Source organism: Candidatus Latescibacterota bacterium (assembly GCA_020633725.1).
Classification (GTDB): domain Bacteria; phylum Krumholzibacteriota; class Krumholzibacteriia; order JACNKJ01; family JACNKJ01; genus VGXI01.
Genome location: JACKDC010000003.1, coordinates 160,829 through 182,615, shown reverse-complemented (window position 1 = coordinate 182,615; position 21,787 = coordinate 160,829). Strand labels below are relative to the sequence as shown.

Genomic DNA, 21,787 nt, shown 5'->3' with positions numbered 1-21,787 from the left:
GAGAGACGCCATGTCGATCCAGCAGAAGTCAGCCCTCTACCAGCTCGTCGTGACCCTCGCCGCGGTCGCCGCCTACCTGATCTTTCTCGCAACCGCTGGACCGAAGGTGGCGCTCGCGGCCTTCGCCCTGCTCGCCCCGGTGGGGCTCACGCCGCTGCTCTTTCGCGGTGAGGTCGGAGACGAGCGCGAGCGGCACGTCGCGCGCCGGGCCACGGTCCTCGGCTTCGGCGCGTCCTACCTCACGATGGTCGTGCTTTGCTCGGCCTTCTGGGCGCGGCAGTGGCTGGCGGGGGAGGGCACCGTGGACATCGAAGTCCTGCCCCTGATCGTCGAAGGCGCCCTGGTCGCGGCGCTGCTCGTCCGGGCGCTCGCGGTCCTCGTGCTCGTCCCCCGTGCCTGGGATCTCTCCGAATGAGCGCGCCGCCCATCGGTAATTGCATCCGACGGCTCCGTTTCGAGCACGGCGAGATGACCCAGCAGGAGCTGGCCGCGCGCTGCGGCGTCACCCGCCAGACGATCCTCGCCCTCGAGGCCGGCCGCTACGGCCCCAGTCTGGCGCTGGCTTTCCGCATCGCCCGCTGCTTCGAGCGGGGGGTGGAGGAGGTCTTCACCTGGCGCGACGGGGAGCCGTAGCCACTCCATCGGAGGACTGCCATGCTGCACATCAAGGACGCGGCGAAGCTGGCCACGGAGTTCGTGAAGGAGATCCTGCCCACGGAAGTCCACGCGGCCATCACCCTGGAGGAGATCGAGCTCGACCCCACGGGCGAGTTCTGGCTGGTGACCGTGGGCCTGCCCACGGGACGTCGCACGCTGCTCTCCGACCAGATGTCGAACCTCCAGACCGCGCGCGAGCTCAAGGTGGTGCGCATCCGCCGGGAGGACGGCGAGGTCCTGGGACTCCACATCAGGGACTGAGCCGCCGGTTTGACCTCCTGGGCGGCCCTTCGCTAGAGTCCTGCCACCCCGTGGCCCGCGAGGTGGACCGTGGACCCTCTGCGCTGGCAGCGTCTGGAGCAGGCGCTGGACGAGCTCCTCGACCTCTCCGCCGCCGACCGGCCGGCGCGCCTCGACGCGCTCGCCGGGGACGACCCCGCCTTCCGCGCCGAGCTCGAGCGCCTGCTGGCCGCCGACGCCGCCACGCGCCGCGGCATCCTCGACGACGGCCTCGACTCCCTGGCCGACGCGATCCTCGACGCCCCCGCGGCCACGACACCGGCGGGACGGCGCATCGGCCCCTACCGTGTGCTGGGCCTGCTGGGTCGCGGCGGCATGGGCGAGGTCCTGCTGGCCGAGCGCGCGGACGGCGAGTACGAGCAGCGCGTGGCCCTCAAGCTGCTGCCCGCCGAGCGCCTGGGCGAGGACAACGCCCGCCGCCTTCGCCACGAGCGGCAGATCCTGGCGCGGCTCAGGCATCCCAACATCGCCACGCTCCACGACGGGGGCGTCACCGAGGACGGCGCGCCCTACTTCGCCATGGAGCTGGTGGAGGGCGAGCCCATCACCGACTACTGCGACGCCCAGCGCCTCGACGTCGAGGCACGGCTCGCGCTCTTCGACACCGTCTGCCGCGCCGTCCGCTACGCCCATCGCAATCTCGTGGTGCACCGGGACATCAAGCCGGGCAACGTGCTCGTCACCGCCGACGGCGTGGTGAAGCTGCTCGACTTCGGCATCGCGAAGTTGCTGGGCGACGCCGAGTCCACCGTGGCCGAGCAGCGCTTCCTCACGCCGGGCTTCGCGGCGCCCGAGCAGCTCCGCGGCGAGCCCACCAACATCGCCGCCGACGTCTACGCCCTCGGCGTGCTGCTCTACGAGCTGCTCTGCGGCAAGCGTCCCCACGGGCGGCGGACGGATCCCGCCGCCATGCTGCGTGCGGTGCTCGAGGACACGCCGCTGCCGCCGAGCCGCGCGGTCGAGGACGACGACCCCGCCGCCGCGGCGCGAAGCTGCGCGCCGGCCGCGCTGCGACGGCGGCTGCAGGGCGACCTGGACACCATCGTCGCCCGCGCGCTGGAGAAGGACCCCGCGGAGCGCTACCCCTCGTCCGAGGCGTTGCGCCTCGACCTCGAGCGGCACCTGGCGTCGGAGCCCGTCTCGGCGCGGCCCGCCTCGCGCGCTTACCGGCTGCGCAAGTTCGTCAAGCGGCACCGGCTGGCCGTCACGCTCACCAGCCTCATCGTGCTGGCCATCCTGACCGGCGCGGTCTGGATCGGCCTGCTCTACGCGCGCGCGGAGCGCAATCTGGGCCGCGCGCTGGCGGCCGAGTCCGCGTCGGCGCGCGAGGCCGAGACCCTGCGCCGGGTGACGGGTTTCCTCAGCGAACTCTTCGAGGAGGCGAGCCCGGAGGTCTCCCACGGGCGCGACGTCACCGCGCGCGAACTGCTGGACGCGGGCGCCGCGCGCATCGAGCGCGAGCTGAAGGGCGCGCCGGACGTGCGCTCGTCGCTGCAGCTGACCATGTCCACGTCCTACCGCTGGCTCGGCCGCTACGACGACGCGCTGCGGATGATCGAATCGGCCGTCGAGAGTCGGCTCGACCGCTTCGGCCCGGAGAGCCCCGAGTACGCCGAGGCGCTCACCGAACTGGCCGGGCTGCGCAGCGACCGTGGCGAGCTCGACGAGGCCGAGGCCGCGGCGCGTGAGGCCATCCGCATCTTCGCGGCGGCGCGAGGACCGCGCAGCGTGTCGGTGGCCGAGCCGACGAGCGTTCTCGGCGCCACCCTGATCCAGCAGGGGCGTTTCCCCGAGGCCGAGGTCGCGATGGGCACCGTGCTCGAGATCCACGAAGCGAACCCGCGGCCCGAGCCGGAGTGGATCGCGTCGGCGTCGAACGACCTGGGCGCCGCGCTCTCCCAGATGGGGCGCCTCGACGAGGCGGCGGTCCTCTTCACGCGCGCCGTCGAGACCCACCGCGCCGCGGGCGACTCGACGCACCCGAGCCTGTCGACCTACCTCACGAATCTCGGGGACGTCCGCATGCGCCAGGGGCGGCTGGACGAAGCCGAGTCGCTCATGACCCGCGGCCTGGCCGTCGCCGAAGCGGCCTTCGACTCGAGCAACGTGGATCTCGCCGAGCGCCACAATGCGCTGGGGCAGCTCTACGACCGCCTCGGGCGCTTCGACGAGGCGGAGTCGCAGTTCCTGCGCTCGGTGGCGATCTGGCGCGCGAACGTGGACGCGGAGCACCCGCGCGTGATCTGGGTGCTCGACAACCTGGTGGGCGCTTACACGGACGCGGGCCGGCTGGCCAAGGCGGACTCGCTCAGCGACGTGGTCGTGGCCATGTCCGAACGCCAGCTCGGGCTGGAGAGCGTCTACCATGGCGCCATCCTCAGAACGCGGGCCGACCTGCGCGACGTCCAGGGCCGCCACGCCGACGCCGCCGCGCTGCGCGAACAGGCGCTCGGCATCTACGCGACCGCGTTCGGGGACTCGTCGCCCATCGTGGCCCGGCGGATGGTCGAGCTGGCCAGGGATCGCGCGCTGATCGGCGAGACGTCCACCGCCGCCGCGCTCTACCGCAGCGCGATCGCCGTCTTCGAGCTGCCCGAAAACGCGGACGACGCGCGCGGGCAGGCGCAGCTCCCGACGCTGCGCGCTGCCCTGGACTCCCTCGGCGCCGCGCGCTAGCGCAGGCGCAGCACGCGGGCGCTGGCCGTTCCGCGCGCGTCGGTGAGGCGGAGGAAGTAGACGCCGGAGGCCGTGGGCCGGCCCTCGGCGTCGCGGCCGTCCCAGCTGGCGCTCGCGGCGCCCGGGCGGGTGGGCAGGGTGGCGACGCGGCGTCCGGTGACGTCGTGCACCGTCAGCCGCGCGCCGGCGGCGAAGGGTCGCGCCGGGAGGATCTCCGTGCCCGCGCGCGTCACGGCGGGCATGGCGCGCAGAGAGCGGGGCGCGCGATCGTCCGGGTCGGGGACCGCGGTCAGCGTGCCCGGTTCCCAGTCGGCAAGCGCGCCGATCACCAGGAAGGGCGCGGAGAAGTCGATGTCCCCGCCCTGCCCGAGGCGAAAGTTCACGGTGAACTCCGGCGTCCAGCTGCGGCCGTGGACGACGGTCATGTCCTCGAGCTGCAGGCCCTGTCCACCAGGGATGTCGAACTGCAGCCGCTGCATCGACACACCGGCGGCCTGGCCCTCGACGCCGAGGCGCAGGGGATAGTCCAGGACCGCGCCTTCCGCGGTGAGGATCGGATCCGGGGGATAGGCCTCGGGGACGAGAGCGTCCACGGCGCTGTAGCGGAAGCGCAGCGAGAAGTCCGTGTTGGTCCAGGGTACGGCGGGGTCCCAGTAGAGCGCGATGGCGCCGGCCCAGCCGCCGCCGGCCGGCCACTGCTCCCACTCGCCGGCAAGCGTGGGCAGGTGCCCTGAGTCGCTGACCGCCCCGTCGATGATCAACTCGGTGAGATACAGCGGCTGGCCGAACTGCTCCCAGACCTGCCAGCCGAGCGGCGGACCGGGGTAGGGGGGCACCTGCGTCGCGACGAACTCCTCCACCAGGTCGACGGGGTGCCAGCCGCTGGCGTGGAAGCGGCAGGCCCCGACGAGATAGTGCTGCGGCGCCGGGCTGAACTCCAGGGCGATGCCGGTGACAGCGTCGAGATCCACGCCGCTGCCGGCCACGTCCGCGTAGTCCCAGATCAGCGTTTCCTCGCCGCCAGTGGTCGTCAGCTCCCAGGAGCCCAGGTGATCGGCGTCGGTGATGTGCAGGTGCACCGTCGCGCCGGGCGCCGAGCCGAGCATCTCCAGCTCGATGCGGTCCACCTGCCCGCCCAGCGTGAGGTCGAGCGGGTAGCCCCAGTGGTACTGCAGGGTGCAGTAGCCATCGCCCGCGACGCCGACGTCGAGGGCGCGGTCGTACGATGAACCGGCGTAGACCGTGCGCGCGCTCACCGTTCCGCCCACGGGATCCAGGTAGACGCGGCGGGTGTCGTCGATGGCGTGGGACGGGGAGTTCGGGATGTAGACGTCGTGGGCGGTGAAGCCGTCGGCGGCGGTGTAGTCGAAGGGACCGGAGTCGAAGTCGTCCAGCGGCTGCAGCGCGTGGGCCTGCAGAGGCAGCGCGAGCGTGAGCGCGACGGCGACGGTGTGGAGACGGCGAAGCATGAGTGACCTCCGAGGGCTAGCGCAGGCGCAGCACGCGGGCGCTGGCCGTCCCGCGTGCGTCGGTGAGACGAAGGAAGTAGACGCCGGAGGCCGTGGGCCGGCCCGCCGCGTCGCGGCCGTCCCAGCTGGCGCTCGCGGCGCCGGCGGAAAGCGGCAGGTCCGCCACGCGGCGTCCGGTGACGTCGTGCACCGTCAGCGTCGCCCCGGCGGCGAAGGGTCGGCTGGCCAGCACCCGGGTGCCGGCGCGGGTGACCGCGGGCTCGGCGTGGAGCCTCAGCAGGTCATCGGCGCTCGGCTCGCCGGCCGGCGCGGCGGTGAGCAGCCCCGGCGCCCAGTCGGTCAGCGAGGTGATGCCGAGGAAGGGGAAGTTGTGGGAGAAGTCGCCGGTGCGCACGAGGCGGAAGCTGACGGCGAACTCCTGCGTCCAGTCGGTCAGCGGGCCCGAGCGCGGCCCGGTGACCTCCGCGAACTGGAGGCCCTGATTGATCGGGACGTCGAACTGGTAGCGCTGCAGGGCCGTGCCGATCACCTGCCCGTCCTGGCGCACGCGGACGGGGAACTCCAGCAGGATGCCGTCGGCCGTGAGGACGGGGTCCGGCGGATAGGCGACAGCGCTCATGCTCCCGATGTCCTGGAAGCGGAAGCTCAAGGCGAGCTGCGTGTCGGCCCACGGCGAGGAGGGATCCCAGCGGAAGTCGGCGGCGCCCAGCCAGCCGCCCTGGGCCTGCCACTGCTGCCACTGGCCCAGGACGACGGGCGTGTAGCCGGCGTCGGCGTCGGCGATGACGATCTCGGCCTGGTAGAGCGGGCTGCTGAAGAGGTCCCGGACCTGCCAGGCGAGCGGCGGCGACGGCAGGGGCGGCACCTGCGTGGCCACGAAGACCGGCACGAAGTTCACCGCGCCCGCGCCGCTGCGGTGGAAGCGGAAGTCCGAGACGATGGTCGCGGCCGACGACGCCCAGATCTGCAGCCCCATGCCGGTCGCGGCCTCGGGCTGCACCGTGCTGCCGGTGAGCTGGTCCAGCTCCCAGACGATCGTCTCCGGGCCGCCGCTGGCGTACTTGGTCCAGCCGAACAGGTCGGTGCCGTCCTGGAGCCGCAGGTCGATGCGCGTGCCGGGGGCGGCAGCCATGACGTCGAGCTCGACGCGATCCAGGGTCCCGCCCAGCGTCAGATCGTAGGCCACGCCCCAGTCCCAGCCGACGATGCAGGACGACGTGCTCGTCTCGCCGTTCACGTAGAGCGCCCGGTCGTGGGTCGACGGCCCCGCCTGCGTGCGCGCGCGGATCGGTCCGCCCACGGGGTTGAGCAGCACGCTGCGCTCCATCCAGATCGCGTGGGAGAGGTAGTTGGGGACGTGGACCTGCTCCCAGAGCGCGCCGTCGGCGGCGTAGAAGTCGAAATCGCCCACGTCGAAGTCGTCCACGGGCTGGAGCGCGCGGGCGGGCAGGGGCGTCAGGGCGAGCAGGGCGGCGACGGCGAGAGAGCGGAACGTCATCGGTGACCTCCGGGAGCGGTTGCCGGGAGCCACGCGAAAGCCGTCTCGAAGGGGACAGCGCCGGTCGCGACACGGTATACTGGGTCCACCCCGATCCGGAGGAGCCGTGTCCCCGTCCCCCCAGCCCGAGATCACGCGCCTGCTCGCCGCCGTGGGCGCCGGCGATTCCGCCGCGCGGGAGACGCTCTACGCGCTCGTCTACCCCGACCTGCGCCGCATCGCCAGCGCGCACCTGCGCGGGCGGGGGGGCGCCACGCTCAGCACCACCGGCATGGTCAACGAGGCCTACCTGCGCCTGGCCGGCAGCGGCGACTGGGAGAACCGGGTGCACTTCCTGTCGGTGGCGTCGCGGGCGATGCGGCAGATCCTGGTGGACCACGCGCGGCGTCGCCTGGCGGCCAAGCGCGGCGGCGGGCAGGCGCACGTCACCCTCGACGAGGAGCGCGCCGGCACGGGGTCGCAGGTGCTCGAGGTGCTGGCCCTGGATCAGGCCCTGGACCGCCTCGAAGCCCTCAGCCCGCGCCTCGCCCAGGTGGTGGAGCTGCGCTTCTTCGGCGGGCTGTCCGTGGACGAGACCGCCGGCGCCCTGAACGTCACCGACCGCACCGTCAAGCGCGACTGGCGCAAGGCGCGCTCACTCCTGCTCACCTGGCTCGAAGACGCCGAGGCGGGCTAGCGCGGGTAAATGCGATTAACCCTGTAGCTTACGCAATTCATCAGAGTTCCAAGCCTTGATTTCCCGGTAATCTGGTCGATATTGGCAGGGCGTAGGACGCCCGCCGCCAACCCCTCGGCGCGCGCACGGCGTCCGAGGAGGCCGAATGTCCAGACGCCCTTCACCCCGCGCCCGACTCGCCCTGATCCTGTCGCTCGCCGCGGTCCTGCTGCTGCTCTTCCTGTCCTGCCGCGACCGCGCGGAGGACCCCATGGCGCGACTTCAGGCCCACCGGGCCCACCTGGACCACAGCGCCTACTTCGACGAGCCCTTCGCCTCGGGCCGCGACGTCACCCGTGCCTGCCTCGAGTGCCACGAGGACGCGGCCCGCGAGGTCATGCCCACGGCGCACTTCCAGTGGACGGGCGATCGCATCACCGACGCCACCGGTCAGGCGATCCTCATCGGCAAGAAGAACCTGCTGAACAACTTCTGCATCGGCATCCAGGGCAACTGGGCCTCCTGCACGCGCTGCCACGCGGGCTACGGCTGGCGGGACGCGGGCTTCGACTTCGCCGATCCGCTGAACGTGGACTGCCTGGTCTGCCACGACCGCAGCGGCGGCTATCTGAAGGGCGAGGCCGGCGAGCCCGCCACGGGGGTGGACCTGCTCGCGGCGGCCAGGAGCGTGGGCTTCCCGCAGCGCGACAACTGCGGCGGCTGCCACAACTACGGCGGCGGCGGTCTGGGCGTGAAGCACGGCGACCTGGACTCGAGCCTGGACAACCCGGACGAGAGCGTGGACGTCCACATGGGCCGTCTGGGCATGCTCTGCATCGACTGCCACGGCGGCGACGGCCATCGCATCAAGGGCAAGGCCTTCTCGGTGAGCGTCGACCACCGGGGCGGGATCGGCTGCGAGGACTGCCACCCGGCCGAACCCCACCGCGACGGGCGGCTGAACGCCCACACCGCGCGCGTGGCGTGCCAGACCTGCCACATCCCGTCCTTCGCCAACGAGATCCCCACCAAGATGACCTGGGACTGGTCCAAGGCCGGCGACGACTCGCGCCAGGACGACACGCACCACTACCTCAAGATCAAGGGCGAGTTCGTCTACGAGACGGCGGTGAAGCCCCAGTACCGCTGGTTCAACCTCACGGTGAACCGCTACCTGGTGGGCGATTCGATCCGCAGCGACGGCCCCACCGACCTCAACGCCCCCCGCGGCGACCGGCAGGATCCCACGGCCAAGATCTGGCCCTTCAAGGTGCACGACGCCAAGCAGCCCTACGACGCGGTGTCGCAGCGCCTGCTGCCGCCGGTCACCTCGGGCGCGGGCGGCTACTGGCACGAGTTCGACTGGGCCAAGGCCCTGGCCATGGGGGCCGAGAACGTCGGCCTCAGCTTCAGCGGCGAGTACGACTTTGCCGACACGCGCATGTACTGGCCGCTCTCGCACATGGTGCAGCCCGCCGAGAAGGCGCTGCAGTGCCGCGACTGCCACGACGTCGCCGGCCGGCTGGACTGGGCCGCGCTCGGCTACGACGCGGATCCCATGGCCACGGGAGGTGAAGTCCAGTGAAGACGACCCGCCTGATCGCGGCCGCCCTGCTGGCGGCGATGAGCGTCGGCGCCGCGCGCGCGGCCGAGGAGACGCCGTTGCCGGTGAACACCATGCACCCGGCGCTGCAACTCCTCGACGCGAACGGCCGCCCGCTGTCCGGCGCCGATCCGAGCTTCTCGACCGAACGCACCTGCGGCGCCTGCCATGACACCGCCTACATCCGCGCGCGGAGTTCGCATCACCAGGGTACGGTGGACGTGGACTGCCTCACCTGCCACCTCCCCGGCGACCGCGCGCGCGTGGCCACGCTGTCGACGGACGCCGCCGGCCGCGTGCTCATGCCCATGGCGCCGCCGGCCAACATGAACTGCGGGCGCTGCCACGGGCTCGTCCACGAGGGCGGCGACTATCTCGAGCTGCCCGAGGCCCTGCTCGCCGGCGACGAACACGGCCCCGTGGGCAAGACCCTCCTCACCGGCGAGGTCTACTCGCCGCAGGCGGTGTCGTCCTCGCTGCTCAACCTGCGCGACAAGGCGTCGCTCAGCCGCCCCTGGGACCTGCACGCCTCGCGCGGCCTGCACTGCTCGGACTGTCACTTCGCCGCCAACAGCCCCAAGAAGTCGCGCTTCGTGAAGCGCGAGCTCGTCCACCTCAAGGACGACCCGCGCACCCTCAGCATCAGCGCCTACCTCGAGCAGCCCGATCACCTGCTGCAGGCGGCGGTCTGCACCGACTGCCACGAGGCCGGCAAGGCGCACGCGGGCCTGCCCTACGCCGAGCGCCACCTGGAGGCGCTGGCCTGCGAGACCTGCCACGTGCCGCGGCTGCTCGCGCCGGCCCTCTCGGCGATGGACCGCACCGTCGTCACGGAGGACGGCGGCCCGCGCATGGAGTTCCGCGGGGTGGTCGGCGCGGAGTTCCGCGCGCCGAGCACCTGGTACCTCGCGGGCTACCGTCCCTTCCTCGGGCGCGTGCAGCGGGACGGCCGCCGCCAGTTCGCGCCCTTCAATCTCGTGGCGCGCTGGGAGTGGGTCGCGGGCGACGACGCCGCGCCCGTGCCCTGGGCCACGGTCAAGGCCGCCTTCGTCGACGCGCACGGCCACTACCATCGCGACCTGCTCGCCGCGCTCGACCGCGACGGCGACGGCCTGCTCAGCGGCGGCGAGCTCAGCCTCGACGCGGCGGGCGAGGCGCTGATCAGGTCGCGGCTGGAGGCGCTGGGCGTCGCGTCGCCGCGCATCCGAGGCACGGTCGACGCCCACGCGATCCACCACGACGTGGTGCGCGGCCAGTGGACGGCCTCCACCTGCGCCAGCTGCCACGCGGCCGACTCCCGCTTCAACGAGCCCGTGCTGCTCACCACGGCGCCGCTGCCCGGGGGCGTGGAGCCCACGCTCAGCGCCGACGCCGCGGCGGTGCTCGGCGGCCGCAGCCTCGAGGCGCGGGGGGACAGCCTGCTCGTCACCGCGGGCGGCGGCAAGGAGGCGGGCGACACCTACGTGCTCGGCCACGACCGGCGGCCCTGGAGCGAGATCGTCGGCCTCACGCTGTTCGCGCTGACCGTGCTCGGCGTGCTCGCCCACGCCCTGATGCGGGCGCGCGGCAGCAACGGCCGCGGCGCCACGGCGGCGCATCCGGCGGGACCGCGCGTGTACATGTACGGGCTCTACGAGCGGATCTGGCACTGGACGATGGCCGGCAGCATCGCGCTGCTGCTCCTCACGGGCCTCGAGATCCACAGCCCGCAGGGCTTCGCGCCGCTGGGCTTCTCGCTGGCCATCCTCGTGCACAACGTGATGGCCGGGCTGCTGATCCTCAACGCGGGACTCTCGCTCTTCTATCACGTGAGCACGGGGGAGATCCGTCAGTTCCTGCCGCAGCCCGAGGGGCTCTTCAGGCGCGTGGCGCTGCAGGCGCTCTACTACACGCGGGGCATCTTCGCGGGTGCGGCCCACCCCAGCGCGAAGAGCCGCGAGAAGAAGCTGAATCCGCTGCAGCAGCTCACCTACGTCGGGCTGCTCAACGTGCTCTTTCCCCTGCAGGTGCTGACGGGCATCCTGCTCTGGATCGCGGGACTCTGGCCGAGCCTGCTCAGCCCGGAGCTGGGCCTGGCCGTGATCGCGCCGATCCACAACCTGGGCTCCTGGCTCTTCCTGAGCTTCCTCGTGGCGCACGTCTATCTGACCACGACGGGAGCGACGCTCACGTCCAACGTGCGCGCCATGGTCGGCGGCTGGGAGACGCTCGAACTGGAGGAGGTCGAATCGTGAAGGCCAAGCCCTACGTGAATCCCTACCTCGGCGGCACCCTGCTGGGCATCGTGCTCTTCCTGGCCTTCTTCCTCACGGGAGGCGGGCTGGGGGCCTCGGGTGCGCTGAACCGCGTGCAGGTCTCCGTGGTGGACGCGGTCGCGCCCGCCCACGTGGACCGCGTGGCCTACTTCGCGCAGAACGCCGGCGGTTCGCGCAACCCGCTGAGCGACCCCTCGGTGCTCATGCTCCTGGGCACGCTGCTCGGCGGCCTGGCCTCGGGGCTCGTCTTCGGGCGCGTGAAGCCGGAGATCCGCAAGGGACCGTCCATCGGCAACGGGACGCGGCTGGCCATGGCGCTGGTCGGCGGCGCGATCATGGGCTACGGCGCGCGCATGGCCCGGGGCTGCACATCGGGCCAGGCCCTCAGCGGGGGCGCGGTGCTCTCGGTGGGCTCCTGGGCCTTCATGTTCGCGGTCTTCGCCGGCGGCTATCTCTTCGCGCGCTCGGTGCGCAGGCTCTGGAACTAGGAGGGCGACATGGCACCGCTCAACCTGACCGGCGACTGGGGCAGCCTCGTCTCGATCCTGACGCCCCTGCTCATCGGCATGGGTTTCGGCGCTGCGCTGGAGATGTCCGGCTTCGGCGACTCGCGCAAGCTGGCGGGGCAGTTCTACCTGCGGGACATGACCGTCCTCAAGGTGATGTTCACCGGCATCGTGGTGGCCGGCGCGCTGATCTTCCTCAGCACGGCCATGGGCTGGCTCGACTTCGAGCGCGTCTACGTGAATCCCACGCACCTGTGGCCGGGGATCGTGGGCGGGCTGATCATGGGGGTGGGCTTCATCATCGGCGGCTTCTGCCCGGGCACCTCGGTGGTGGCCAGCTCGACGCTCAAGATCGACGGCCTCTTCTTTCTCACGGGTGTAGTCCTCGGCATCTTCGCCTTCGGCGAGACGGTCGGCCGCTTCGAGGCGTTCTGGAACAGCTCGGACCTGGGCCGCTTCACGCTGCCCGAGCTCTTCCACGTGGATGCGGGCGTCGTCATGCTGGGCGTGGTGGCGATGGCGCTCTTCATGTTCCTGCTGGCCGAGCTGCTGGAGGGACACTTCGGGCGGGGCATTCCGGCCCAGTCCCTGCGCTTCTACCCCAAGCGGCCGGCGGCCTGGGCCTTCGGCATCGCGCTGCTCGCCGTGGCGGGCGTGGCCGCGCTGCGCGGACAGCCCGGCGCGGACCGTCGCTGGGAGCTGGTGGCCTCGAACAACGAGGACAAGCTCGAGACGCGGGCCGTCTATGCCAGCCCGTTGGAGGTGGCGGAGCTCGTGCACGACACGGGCGTCTACACCCGGATCATCGATCTGCGCAGCGAGGCGCACTTCAACCTGTTCCACCCCAGGCACGCCGTGAACCTGAGCCTCGACGACCTCCGCGACCCGGCGGTCGTGGGACCGCTGCGCGCGCTGCCGGCCAACACGGCCGTGTTCACCCTCTCCAACGACGAGGCCGTGGCCACGGACGGCTGGCGGCTGCTGGTGGGGCAGGGCGTGCAGAACGTCTACATCGTGGAGGGCGGCATCAACGGCTGGCTCACGGCCTTCCCGCCCCTGCCCTGCCTGGCCGAGGCCAAGGAGGGGCCGCGCGAGCCCGAGTCGCTGGCCTTCACGTTCTTCCGCTCGGTGGGGGACTGCTGCGACTCCGCGCGGCCGGAGATCAGCTACCGTAAGCTGCCTTTCGACTGCTATCTCTCGGCCAATCCGGAGTCGCCGGGCCATTCGGCCGCCGGGGTGGCGGAGACGCCCGCCGCGGCCCAGTTCGAGCACAAGGTCAAGCTCACGAAGCGCGCGGTGGTGAAGGGGGGCTGCGGCTGATCGGCCGCGGCCGGGAATTCATCGCAAATCCCAGCGGAAATCCGTCCAATTTCTCGGTATAATTGCGTCTTCCTTGGCACCGTCTCGACGGCGTCGAGACAGAAGGGAGACTCCGCCATGAACTTCATGCCCCCCTCGCACGGTGCGCGTTCGCCAGAGCGGCGGGCTCGCGAGTGCATGCTGTCGTGGTTCTTCGCAGTGTCGATGCTGATCCTCGCCGTCCCGGCGCTCGGCGCGCCCGTGGGCACGGCCTTCACCTATCAGGGACGCCTGATGGACGAGGGGCTGCCGGCCAGTGGCTCCTACGACCTCCAGTTCAAGCTCTTCGACGCCGCCGGCGGCGGCGCGCAGATCGGTTCGACGGTCCTGCTCGGCGGCGCGAACGTCACCGACGGACGCTTCACCGTTCAGCTCGACTTCGGCACGCTCGCCTTCGGGAGCGGCGGTCGCTGGCTCGAGATTTACGTCCGCCCGTCCGGCGGCGGCGCCTACACGCTGCTCGCGCCCCGCCAGGAGCTGACACCCACGCCCTACGCGCTGGGCATGCCGAACGTCTACACCAACGAGCTCCAGGGTTTCGTGGGTATCGGCCGATCGAATCCCCTCACGGGTGCGGAGGTCTTCGGCATTCGCGCCCAGACCGGCGCCGGCTTCTATGGTGGAATGTACACGGAGACCTCCGACGTCAGCGGTCTGCCCTTCTATGGCTATGCCACGGCTGGCGTGGCCCGGGCGTGGACCTACTGCTCGACGACCGATCTCGACAATTTCCATCTCGCCGGCTGGCACCTGAACGTGTCCGGGACCCGGGTGACGGTGCCGACCTCCGGTGGCCTGCGCGTCGGGGATACGACCAACGACGGCATCCAGATCATGCACACGGGAGATGACGGCATGCAGGTGGGCGGGTCCATCGGCTTTCCGTTCTACGGCCTCTACGTTCCGTCCCCCGGGGTGTCGAACATCGCGCTCCTCGTCTACACCGCGAACGCTTCGGGCAACTACGCGCTGTACACCACGGACAACCTCTTCGCCGGCAACCTCCTCGCCGCGGCGCAGACGCTCGTCGCCAGCGTGACCGGGGGGGAGGCGCTCGAGGTGGGCGACGTGGTCGTCGCCGATGGCGTCGTGGCTCCCCTGGAGGGGGGCGTCACCCGGATGGTCACGGTGCGCCGCGCCACGGCTGGGGCCCAGGGCCTGGCGGGCGTGGTGGCCGGGCGTCTCGTGCTCGCCACCGCGCCGGGCAAAGAGGCTGAAGGCGAGCAGGTGCTGCAGAGCGCCGACGGGCCCGCGCGGGCCGGCGACTTCGTCTCCCTCGTCGTGCAAGGCGTGGCGGACGTGCGCGTGGCGGCTGGCGCGAGCATCGCCAGGGGCGAGCGGCTGACCGCGGACGCCAGCGGCGCGGCGCGACCTCTGCGCACCGCGACGCTGGACGGAATGCTCGTCGCGGAAGGCGCACCGACGGTCGGGACCGCCCTGGCGTCGGCGTCGGGCGGCACGGTCCCCGTCTTCGTCTCCCTGCGCTGATGACATCGCCCCTGGGCTCACCGATCTCGACTCGGCCTGGCCGCGCGCGAGGCGGCTGCGCCGCCGAAGGCCGAGAACTTTGCGCCCTCGCCTCCGGTCTTGCGGTAGAGAATCGTGCCTTATCTCGCTCAACCCCAGACGACTCGACAACGATGGGAGATCCTGCCATGGCCTTCACGTCCACCCTGCGCCGCGTGGCTCCACCGCTGCGGCGTCCTCGCAAGTCCCTTCCGCTGCAGCTCCTGACGGTCCTGCTGCTCACCCTCGCCGTCCCGGCGCTCGGCGCGCCCGTGGGCACGGCCTTCACCTATCAGGGACGCCTGATGGACGAGGGACTGCCCGCCAGCGGCCAGTACGACCTGCAGCTCTCGCTCTACGATGCCTCGGCCGGCGGCGCGCAGATCGGTTCGACCGCGAACCTGGCCGGCGTGAACGTCGCCGACGGACGCTTCACGGTGCGTCTCGACTTCGGCACGCTCGCCTTCGGGAGCGGTGCGCGCTGGCTCGAGATCTCGGTCCGCCCATCCGGAGGCGGCGGCTACACACTGCTTGCGCCCCGCCAGGAGCTGACGCCCACGCCCTACGCGCTGGGCATGCCGAACGTCTACACGGACGAGGCCAACGGGTTCGTCGGCATCGGGCGCAGCGGGCAGATCACCGGCAACGAGAAGTTCGGCGTGCGCGCGCAGGCCGGTCCCGGCACCTACGGCGGCATGTACGTGGAGACCTCGGATCCCGACGGCTGGCCCTTCATCGGCTTCGCCACCGGCGGAACCTACCGCGCCTGGACCTATTACACGACCGTCGACGCCGACGCCTACCACATCGCCGGCTGGCATCTCTACGCGGATGGACTGCGGCTGACGGTCCCGTCCACCGGCGGCCTGCGCGTCGGCAATTCGTCGACCGACGGCATCGAGGTCATCCAGACCGGGGACGACGGCGTGCAAGTCGGGCACACCAGCTTCGGCTTTCCCCACTACGGCCTCTACATTCCTCCCAACCCCGGCGTGAGCTACTACGGGCTCTGGCCCAACACTGCCAACGCCTCCGGGGAGTGGGCGCTCTACACCGTCGACAACATCTCGGCCGGCAACGTCTTCGCCAGCGCGCAAACCCTGATCGCCTCGGTGACCGGACCTGACGTCCTGGAACGTGGCGACCTCGTGGTCGCCGACGGCCTGACCCCTCCCGTGCCCGGCGGCACGGAACGGCTGGTGCAGGTGCGCCGCGCCAGCGGCGGCGCCGACGGCCTGGTGGGCGTGGTGACGGGCCGCATGGTCTTCGACCTGGCTCCGGGCAAGGAGGACGAGGGAGCCAGGTCGCTGCAGAGCGCGGACGGCCCGGCGCGGGCGGGCGACTACGTCGCCCTGGTCGTGCTCGGGGTGGCGGAGGTCCGCGTGGCGCCCGGCGCGAGCATCGCCAAGGGCGCGCGGCTGACCGCGGACGCGACCGGCGCCGCGCGTCCCCTGCGGACCGAGTCCCTGAACGGCATGGTCGTCGCGGAAGGCGCGCCGACCATCGGCACCGCCCTGGCGTCGGCGTCGGGCGGCACCGTCCCTGTCTTCATCTCCCTGCGCTGAGAGGAGCACAGATCATGAGACGCACGATCTTCCTGGCCCTCGGCCCGATAGGCCTGCTCGTGCTGGCGGCGAGCGCTGCCTGGGGGCAGTCCGGCGGTCCCTACGATCTCACCTGGAGCACGGTGGACGGCGGCGGCGCCACGCCGCTGGCCGGCGGACAGTTCTCGCTGGGCGGCACGGCCGGGCAACCCGACGCCGGCGCCCTGCACGGCGGGCCCCTTGCCGTCCTCGGCGGCTTCTGGGAGAGCGAGAGCTTCGCCGTGGGCGTGGACGACGACCCGCCGGCCGAGGCGCTGGCCTTCCGGCTGCGCGCGGGCGTGCCCAACCCCTTCAACCCGAACACGCGCCTGGACTTCGACCTGCCCTCGCCGCGGCAGGTGCGGCTCGTCGTCTACGATCTGCGTGGCGCGCGCGTGCGCGTGCTGGAGGACGGTCCCCTGCCGGCCGGCCACCACTCGCGCAGCTGGGACGGCCGGGACGACGCCGGCGCGCCGGCCGCGAGCGGCGTCTACCTGTTCCGTCTCGACGCCGGGCCGGACAGCGCCCGGCAGAAGGGCATCCTGCTGAAGTAGCTTCGAGGCGGGGGGCGAGGGTCCCCCGCCTTTCTGTCGGCGCGGCCCGTAATCGCTCCAACTTCTCCGTCCAACCTCTCCAGATCCAAGGCCGAGGCCGCCGCCCTGCAGCCGCACGGGCTCGGCCTGCGGGCGATCGCAACACGAGAGGAGCAGGACATGAACGCGAAGAAAGCTCTGGGAATCGGCGCGATGGCGCTGATCGTGGCCGTGGGGCTGCAGGCCTGCAGTGGAAGCGGCGACGATCCCACCGCGCCGCTGACCCCGCAGGGCGGGATCAACGCCTACGGCGGCGGCCTCGGGAGCACCGACGACATCGACGACCTGTACTACCTGCGCGCCGACGGCAATCCGCTGCACGACTACGGTACGATGCAGAAGGCGCTGCCCACGCGGGACGAGCACACCCACTGCGACCGCTTCGTCGTCTTCGACTACGGTCCCACGGGCCCCTTCAGCGGCACCTTCACGCTCACCGACGTCTACTTCCACGTCTGGTACGGCGTCTCCCTCGGGCAGACCGCGCTGCAGGGCGGTTGGTCCGTGGGCAGCGACTACGGCAACACCTACCTCTACGCCAAGGACGCCGTGAGCGCGGTGGGCGACTACAAGCTGGTGGTGAAGGACCTGGCCACCACGCCCACCGACATCGTGGGCGACGACATCCTCGACTTCCAGGTGGGCTTCACGGGTCTCTGGCCGGACGTGCTCTGCAACCCCGACCAGTACTCCTTCGTGATCCTCAACGTCCCCGACTCCACCACGCTGGCCGGTCTCGACACCGACGGCGACACCCTGAACGACTATCAGGAGCTCTACGTCGCCTGGACGAATCCCTACGACAGCGACACCGACAACGACGGCGTCTCCGATGCGGCGGAGGTCGCGGCGAGCACGGACCCGAACGACTTCGGCGACTACTAGCGGCACGCCGCCGCAGCGCTGCATCACTGCGACGGACGAGAGGGGCACGGGGGAGCAGCGTCTCCCCCGTGCCCCTCTCCTCGGCGTCCGTAGGGAAACGCACTGTTTCCGCCTCCCGGCAACTGCTAGACTTCCCGGCACCCTCACGCCCTCACCCGGAGGTCCACGGTGCCCCGACGCCTCTCCGCGCGTTCCGCGCTCCTGCTCGTCGTCCTCGCGCTCATCGTTTCGCCCGCGCGGGCGGACTACCTCTTCTGGGTCGAGGCCGGCGAGGACGCCATCCAGCGCTCCAACACCGATGGCAGCGACACCGTCACCCTCGCGCACTTCGTCATGGAGAGCGCGCAGCATTTGGCCATCGACGCGGCGGCGCGCAAGGTCTACTGGGCCGACCGCAGCCGCAACCAGCTCGCGCGGGCCGACCTGGACGGCGGCACAAACCCCGAGGTCCTGCTCAGCACGCCGCTGCCGAGCTACATCGCGCTGGACACGGTGAACGGCAAGATCTACTGGACCGCCCAGACCCTGCACACGCTCTCCCGTGCGAACCTGGACGGCAGCTCGCCCGAGTCCCTCTACGGCGATCTGCCGGAGCCCACCGGCGTGGCGGTGGACCCCTCGACCGGGCGGCTTTTCTGGGCGGACGCCACCGCGGAGGCGGTCCTCGCGACCGGACTCGGCGGCGGCGCGGTGGACACGCTCGCCAGCGGCCTCTACAACCCGCTGAGCCTCGCCGTCCATCCCGGGCACGGCTGGATCTTCTGGACCGAGGACGGCACCGAGCGCGTGGTCCGCACGGACGAAGACGGAGCGAACCTCGTCGTGCTCGCGTCCAACCAGGGCTTCTTCAACCTGCGCGACATCGCCGTGGACACGACGGCCGACCGGCTGTTCTTCGTCAGCGACTACATCGCCGGCCGCATGTACCGCATGAACCTCGACGGCAGCGATCTCACACAGGTCATCAACGGCGAGAACTACGGGCCCTGGGGCGTGGCGGCCGATCCCGTCACCGGCACCTTCACCTGGTGGCACAACGGCGATCGCGCGTTCTACCGCACCGATCCGCTCGTGGGCGGCAAGACGCTCACCCACGCCTACATGGGGACGCCCAGCGACCTGGAGCGCGACCCTGAAGCCGGCGTTCTGTTCTGGGCCGACGGCGCGCACATCTTCCGCGTGAACGAGGACGGCAGCGACTTCCGCCGCGTGACCTCGGACTTCTCGGGGACGGCGGAGGCCATCGCGCTCGACACCGACGCCGATCTGCTCTACTGGGTCACGAACTCCTCGCTCTATCGCGCGGACTACGAGGGGGCGTCGGTGCAGGACCTCAACCCGAGCTGCGTGCCGTCCTTTCCCACCGGCCTCGCGCTCGACGCCGCGAACGGCAAGCTCTACTGGACCGCCGGCGCCGCCCTGCAGCGGTCGAACCTCGACGGCACCGGCTGCGAAACGCTGAACATCGCGGGTCTCACCAACCCCGACGCGCTCGCCATGGACAGCGCCACCGGCCTGCTCTACATCGCCGACAGCAGCGCCTACGAGATCTTCCGCTACGACGTGAACAGCAGCCAGCTCACCCCTCTGGCCACCGCCGGCTCCACCCTGCTCGGCATCGCGCTCGGACCGGGCGACGGAAAGCTCTACTGGTCCCAGGGCCTCTACCAGATCCTGCGCGCCAATCTCTCCGACGGGGGCAACGTCGAGCCCGTGATTCCCCTGGCCAATGGACCGCGTGGCGTCGCGACCGCGGCGCATGCCACGGCCGTCGCGCCGAGCAGCATGAGCGCGATTCGCGGACGCTACTAATTGCGCGTTCAGGAGCCGCCACTCCTCAACAGCACTGCGCACTGGCAGGCGGCAGGGGCACTCGTGGTATGATTGTGCCTGGCGGCGCACCCGCCCCCGCCCCTCTTCCTCGACGAGCCCAACCGGGAGGTTGCCCACGATGAGACTGCCCACGTCACTCCGTCATCTGGCCGGCGCCGCGCTGGCCCTCTGCCTGCTCGCTGGCGCAGCGCCCGGGATCGCGACGGCCGCGGACCTCTGGTCCGACGTCGCGCCCTCCACGATCCTGCAGACCGGGGAGCGTCAGATCGTCCCCGATCGCGCGCGCACCGTGAGCGTCGACCTGAATGCCCTGCGCGCGCAGCTCGAGCTCGCGCCCGCGCGCGAGAGCGGACAGAGCATCGAGATCGAACTGCCCATGCCCTACGGCGGCACGCAGCGCTTCGCCATCGCGGAGTCGCCGATCATGGCGCCCGAGCTGGCCGCGAAGTTCCCCGAGCTGACGACCTACTGGGGCCGCGGCGTGGACGACCCCGCCGCCACCGGCCGCTTCGACCTCACGCCCACCGGCTTCCACGGCATGGTGGTTTCGCCGAACGGCTCCTTCTACATCGATCCCTGGCAGCGCGACGACACCGCCCACTACCAGAGCTACTACAAGCACGACTTCAGCTCCGACCGCAGCTTCGACTGCACGGTGGAGCGGGATCCCGAGCTCACGCCCGACGTGCTCGGCGAGAACGGCCAGGGCGGCGATCGCTCCGGCACGCAGCTACGCACCTACCGCACCGTGGTGGCGGCGACGGGCGAGTACACGGCCTACCACGGCGGCACCGTCGCCGCGGGCATGGCGGCCATCGTGACGGCCATGAACCGCGTGAACGAGGTCTACGAGCGCGAGGTCTCGATCCACATGACGCTGGTGGCCAACAACGACCTCGTGGTCTACACCAACAGCGGCACCGACCCCTACACGAACAACAACGGCAGCACGATGCTGGGCCAGAACCAGGCGAACCTGGACGCGGTGATCGGCACGGCCAACTACGACATCGGCCACGTGTTCTCCACGGGCGGCGGCGGCATCGCCGGCCTGGCCGTGATCTGCCGCGCGGGCCTCAAGGCGCGCGGCGTGACGGGCCTGCCCGCGCCCATCGGCGATCCCTTCTACATCGACTACGTGGCCCACGAGATGGGGCACCAGTACGCCGGCAACCACACCTTCAACGGCAACGCCGGCTCCTGCGCGGGCGGCAACCGCAACGCGGCCACGGCCTACGAGCCGGGCAGCGGTTCCACGATCATGGCCTACGCGGGCATCTGCGGTTCGCAGAACCTGCAGACCCACAGCGACGACTACTTCCACTGGGTCAGCATCCAGGAGATCGTCAACTACACGAACTTCGGCGCGGGCAACGGCTGCCCGGTGACCACGGCCACCGGCGCCATCGAGCCGACCGTCGACGCCGGCACCGGCGGCTTCGCGATTCCGCTGAGCACGCCCTTCGCGCTCACCGCCACGGCGACGACCACCGGCACCGCCTACTACTGCTGGGAGGAGGCCGACCTCGGCGCCGCCGGACACCCCAACGCGCCGAGCGGCAACGCGCCGATCTTCCGCTCCTTCGACCCGGTGACGAGCCCGACCCGCACCTTCCCGAAGCAGAGCGACCTGCTGAACAACGTGCACACGATCGGCGAGCTGCTGCCCACCTACACCCGCAGCCTCAACTTCCGCGTCACCGTGCGCGACGTGCAGGCCGGCGGCGTGGGCGTGAACTACGACAACCTCGCCTTCACCGTGGCCAGCTCCGGCCCCTTCCTGGTGACCGATCCGAACACGGCCGTCACCTGGAGCGCAGGCGCGCTGCAGACCGTCACCTGGGACGTGGCCGGCACCACCGCGGCGCCGGTGAGCTGCGCGAACGTCAACATCCTGCTGTCCGTGGACGGCGGCGTGACCTGGCCTTACACGCTGGCCAGCAACACGCCGAACGATGGCGTCGAGCAGGTGAACGCCCCGGCGGTCGTCACGACCACGGCGCGCGTGAAGGTGGAGGCGGCCGACAACGTCTTCTTCGACATCTCGAACACGAACTTCGAGATCCAGACCAGCACGGGCGTGGCGGATGCGCCGATCTTCGGCCGTCCCCAGCTGCTCGGCAACCAGCCCAACCCCTTCGGCGCGCAGACGACCTTGAGCTTCGTCATGCCGCGGGCGGCGCAGGTGAACCTCGAGGTCTTCGACCTCGCCGGTCGCCGCGTGCGCACCCTGGTCTCGGGCGAGACGGGCGCGGGGGACCACCACGTGGTCTGGGACGGCACCGACTCCCGCGGGCACGCCATGAGCGCGGGCGTCTACCTGTATCGCTTCGAGGCTCTCGGCAGCGCGCAGGTGGGCCGTATGACCTTGCTGCGCTAGCAGTTACGGATATTGACTCACGGGGGGAG

At 71.3% G+C, this 21,787-nt stretch carries 17 protein-coding genes; 15 read left to right on the top strand and 2 right to left on the bottom strand.

Features of this window, described 5'->3' with window-relative positions:
• The first annotated feature begins 10 nt into the window (after positions 1–10).
• The 4 genes from H6693_08155 to H6693_08140 all read left to right on the top strand — a co-directional run bounded on the left by H6693_08155 (position 11) and on the right by H6693_08140 (position 3,633).
• On the top strand, positions 11–415 hold the full coding sequence (locus H6693_08155) for a hypothetical protein (GenBank protein MCB9516153.1): 405 nt from the start codon (positions 11–13) through the stop codon (positions 413–415).
• Positions 412–633: a helix-turn-helix transcriptional regulator gene (locus H6693_08150; protein ID MCB9516152.1), complete on the top strand. Its 222-nt coding sequence runs from the start codon at positions 412–414 to the stop codon at positions 631–633. Before H6693_08155 ends, H6693_08150 begins: the two co-directional genes overlap by 4 nt.
• A gap of 21 nt (positions 634–654) precedes the next feature.
• Positions 655–918, top strand: coding sequence for a hypothetical protein (locus tag H6693_08145; GenBank protein MCB9516151.1), 264 nt, complete (start codon positions 655–657; stop codon positions 916–918).
• Between the two features lie 69 nt (positions 919–987).
• Complete coding sequence (locus H6693_08140; GenBank protein MCB9516150.1) at positions 988–3,633, top strand: serine/threonine protein kinase; 2,646 nt, start codon at positions 988–990, stop codon at positions 3,631–3,633.
• Here the strand turns inward: H6693_08140 and H6693_08135 are convergent.
• Together H6693_08135 and H6693_08130 are read right to left on the bottom strand one after the other, a co-directional pair.
• The gene (locus tag H6693_08135; protein MCB9516149.1) at positions 3,630–5,102 is read right to left on the bottom strand and encodes a hypothetical protein; all 1,473 of its coding nucleotides are present in this window, start codon (positions 5,100–5,102) and stop codon (positions 3,630–3,632) included. The genes H6693_08140 and H6693_08135 overlap by 4 nt on opposite strands.
• Positions 5,103–5,118: 16 nt before the next feature.
• Positions 5,119–6,600, bottom strand: coding sequence for a hypothetical protein (locus tag H6693_08130; protein ID MCB9516148.1), 1,482 nt, complete (start codon positions 6,598–6,600; stop codon positions 5,119–5,121).
• A gap of 106 nt (positions 6,601–6,706) precedes the next feature.
• Between H6693_08130 and H6693_08125 the strand changes: the two genes are divergently transcribed.
• From H6693_08125 to H6693_08075, 11 genes are all read left to right on the top strand, one after another.
• Complete coding sequence (locus H6693_08125) at positions 6,707–7,276, top strand: sigma-70 family RNA polymerase sigma factor (protein ID MCB9516147.1); 570 nt, start codon at positions 6,707–6,709, stop codon at positions 7,274–7,276.
• 145 nt (positions 7,277–7,421) lie between these two features.
• Complete coding sequence (locus H6693_08120; protein ID MCB9516146.1) at positions 7,422–8,840, top strand: tetrathionate reductase family octaheme c-type cytochrome; 1,419 nt, start codon at positions 7,422–7,424, stop codon at positions 8,838–8,840.
• On the top strand, positions 8,837–11,092 hold the full coding sequence (locus H6693_08115; GenBank protein ID MCB9516145.1) for a cytochrome b/b6 domain-containing protein: 2,256 nt from the start codon (positions 8,837–8,839) through the stop codon (positions 11,090–11,092). The genes H6693_08120 and H6693_08115 overlap by 4 nt, the downstream gene beginning before the upstream one ends.
• The gene (locus H6693_08110; protein ID MCB9516144.1) at positions 11,089–11,601 is read left to right on the top strand and encodes a YeeE/YedE family protein; all 513 of its coding nucleotides are present in this window, start codon (positions 11,089–11,091) and stop codon (positions 11,599–11,601) included. The genes H6693_08115 and H6693_08110 overlap by 4 nt, the downstream gene beginning before the upstream one ends.
• A gap of 9 nt (positions 11,602–11,610) precedes the next feature.
• A complete protein-coding gene (locus tag H6693_08105; protein MCB9516143.1) occupies positions 11,611–12,939 on the top strand; it encodes a YeeE/YedE family protein in 1,329 nt (442 codons plus the stop codon).
• A 117-nt stretch (positions 12,940–13,056) separates the two neighbouring features.
• On the top strand, positions 13,057–14,466 hold the full coding sequence (locus tag H6693_08100; GenBank protein MCB9516142.1) for a DUF2190 family protein: 1,410 nt from the start codon (positions 13,057–13,059) through the stop codon (positions 14,464–14,466).
• 167 nt (positions 14,467–14,633) lie between these two features.
• The gene (locus tag H6693_08095) at positions 14,634–16,049 is read left to right on the top strand and encodes a DUF2190 family protein (protein ID MCB9516141.1); all 1,416 of its coding nucleotides are present in this window, start codon (positions 14,634–14,636) and stop codon (positions 16,047–16,049) included.
• Between the two features lie 14 nt (positions 16,050–16,063).
• Positions 16,064–16,621 (top strand): hypothetical protein, encoded by a 558-nt coding sequence (locus H6693_08090; GenBank protein ID MCB9516140.1) that lies wholly within the window; start codon positions 16,064–16,066, stop codon positions 16,619–16,621.
• Positions 16,622–16,780: 159 nt separating this feature from the next.
• The gene (locus H6693_08085) at positions 16,781–17,545 is read left to right on the top strand and encodes a hypothetical protein (protein MCB9516139.1); all 765 of its coding nucleotides are present in this window, start codon (positions 16,781–16,783) and stop codon (positions 17,543–17,545) included.
• 168 nt (positions 17,546–17,713) lie between these two features.
• A complete protein-coding gene (locus H6693_08080) occupies positions 17,714–19,357 on the top strand; it encodes a PQQ-binding-like beta-propeller repeat protein (protein MCB9516138.1) in 1,644 nt (547 codons plus the stop codon).
• 139 nt (positions 19,358–19,496) lie between these two features.
• A complete protein-coding gene (locus H6693_08075) occupies positions 19,497–21,758 on the top strand; it encodes a hypothetical protein (GenBank protein ID MCB9516137.1) in 2,262 nt (753 codons plus the stop codon).
• Positions 21,759–21,787 lie beyond the last annotated feature (29 nt).

Coding starts and splice junctions, on each gene's coding strand:
- H6693_08155 (MCB9516153.1), top strand. CDS start 11: ATGTCGATCCAGCAGAAGTCAGCCCTCTACCAGCTCGTCGTGACCCTC.
- H6693_08150 (MCB9516152.1), top strand. CDS start 412: ATGAGCGCGCCGCCCATCGGTAATTGCATCCGACGGCTCCGTTTCGAG.
- H6693_08145 (MCB9516151.1), top strand. CDS start 655: ATGCTGCACATCAAGGACGCGGCGAAGCTGGCCACGGAGTTCGTGAAG.
- H6693_08135 (MCB9516149.1), bottom strand. CDS start 5,102: ATGCTTCGCCGTCTCCACACCGTCGCCGTCGCGCTCACGCTCGCGCTG.
- H6693_08130 (MCB9516148.1), bottom strand. CDS start 6,600: ATGACGTTCCGCTCTCTCGCCGTCGCCGCCCTGCTCGCCCTGACGCCC.
- H6693_08120 (MCB9516146.1), top strand. CDS start 7,422: ATGTCCAGACGCCCTTCACCCCGCGCCCGACTCGCCCTGATCCTGTCG.
- H6693_08105 (MCB9516143.1), top strand. CDS start 11,611: ATGGCACCGCTCAACCTGACCGGCGACTGGGGCAGCCTCGTCTCGATC.
- H6693_08100 (MCB9516142.1), top strand. CDS start 13,057: ATGAACTTCATGCCCCCCTCGCACGGTGCGCGTTCGCCAGAGCGGCGG.
- H6693_08095 (MCB9516141.1), top strand. CDS start 14,634: ATGGCCTTCACGTCCACCCTGCGCCGCGTGGCTCCACCGCTGCGGCGT.
- H6693_08090 (MCB9516140.1), top strand. CDS start 16,064: ATGAGACGCACGATCTTCCTGGCCCTCGGCCCGATAGGCCTGCTCGTG.
- H6693_08085 (MCB9516139.1), top strand. CDS start 16,781: ATGAACGCGAAGAAAGCTCTGGGAATCGGCGCGATGGCGCTGATCGTG.
- H6693_08075 (MCB9516137.1), top strand. CDS start 19,497: ATGAGACTGCCCACGTCACTCCGTCATCTGGCCGGCGCCGCGCTGGCC.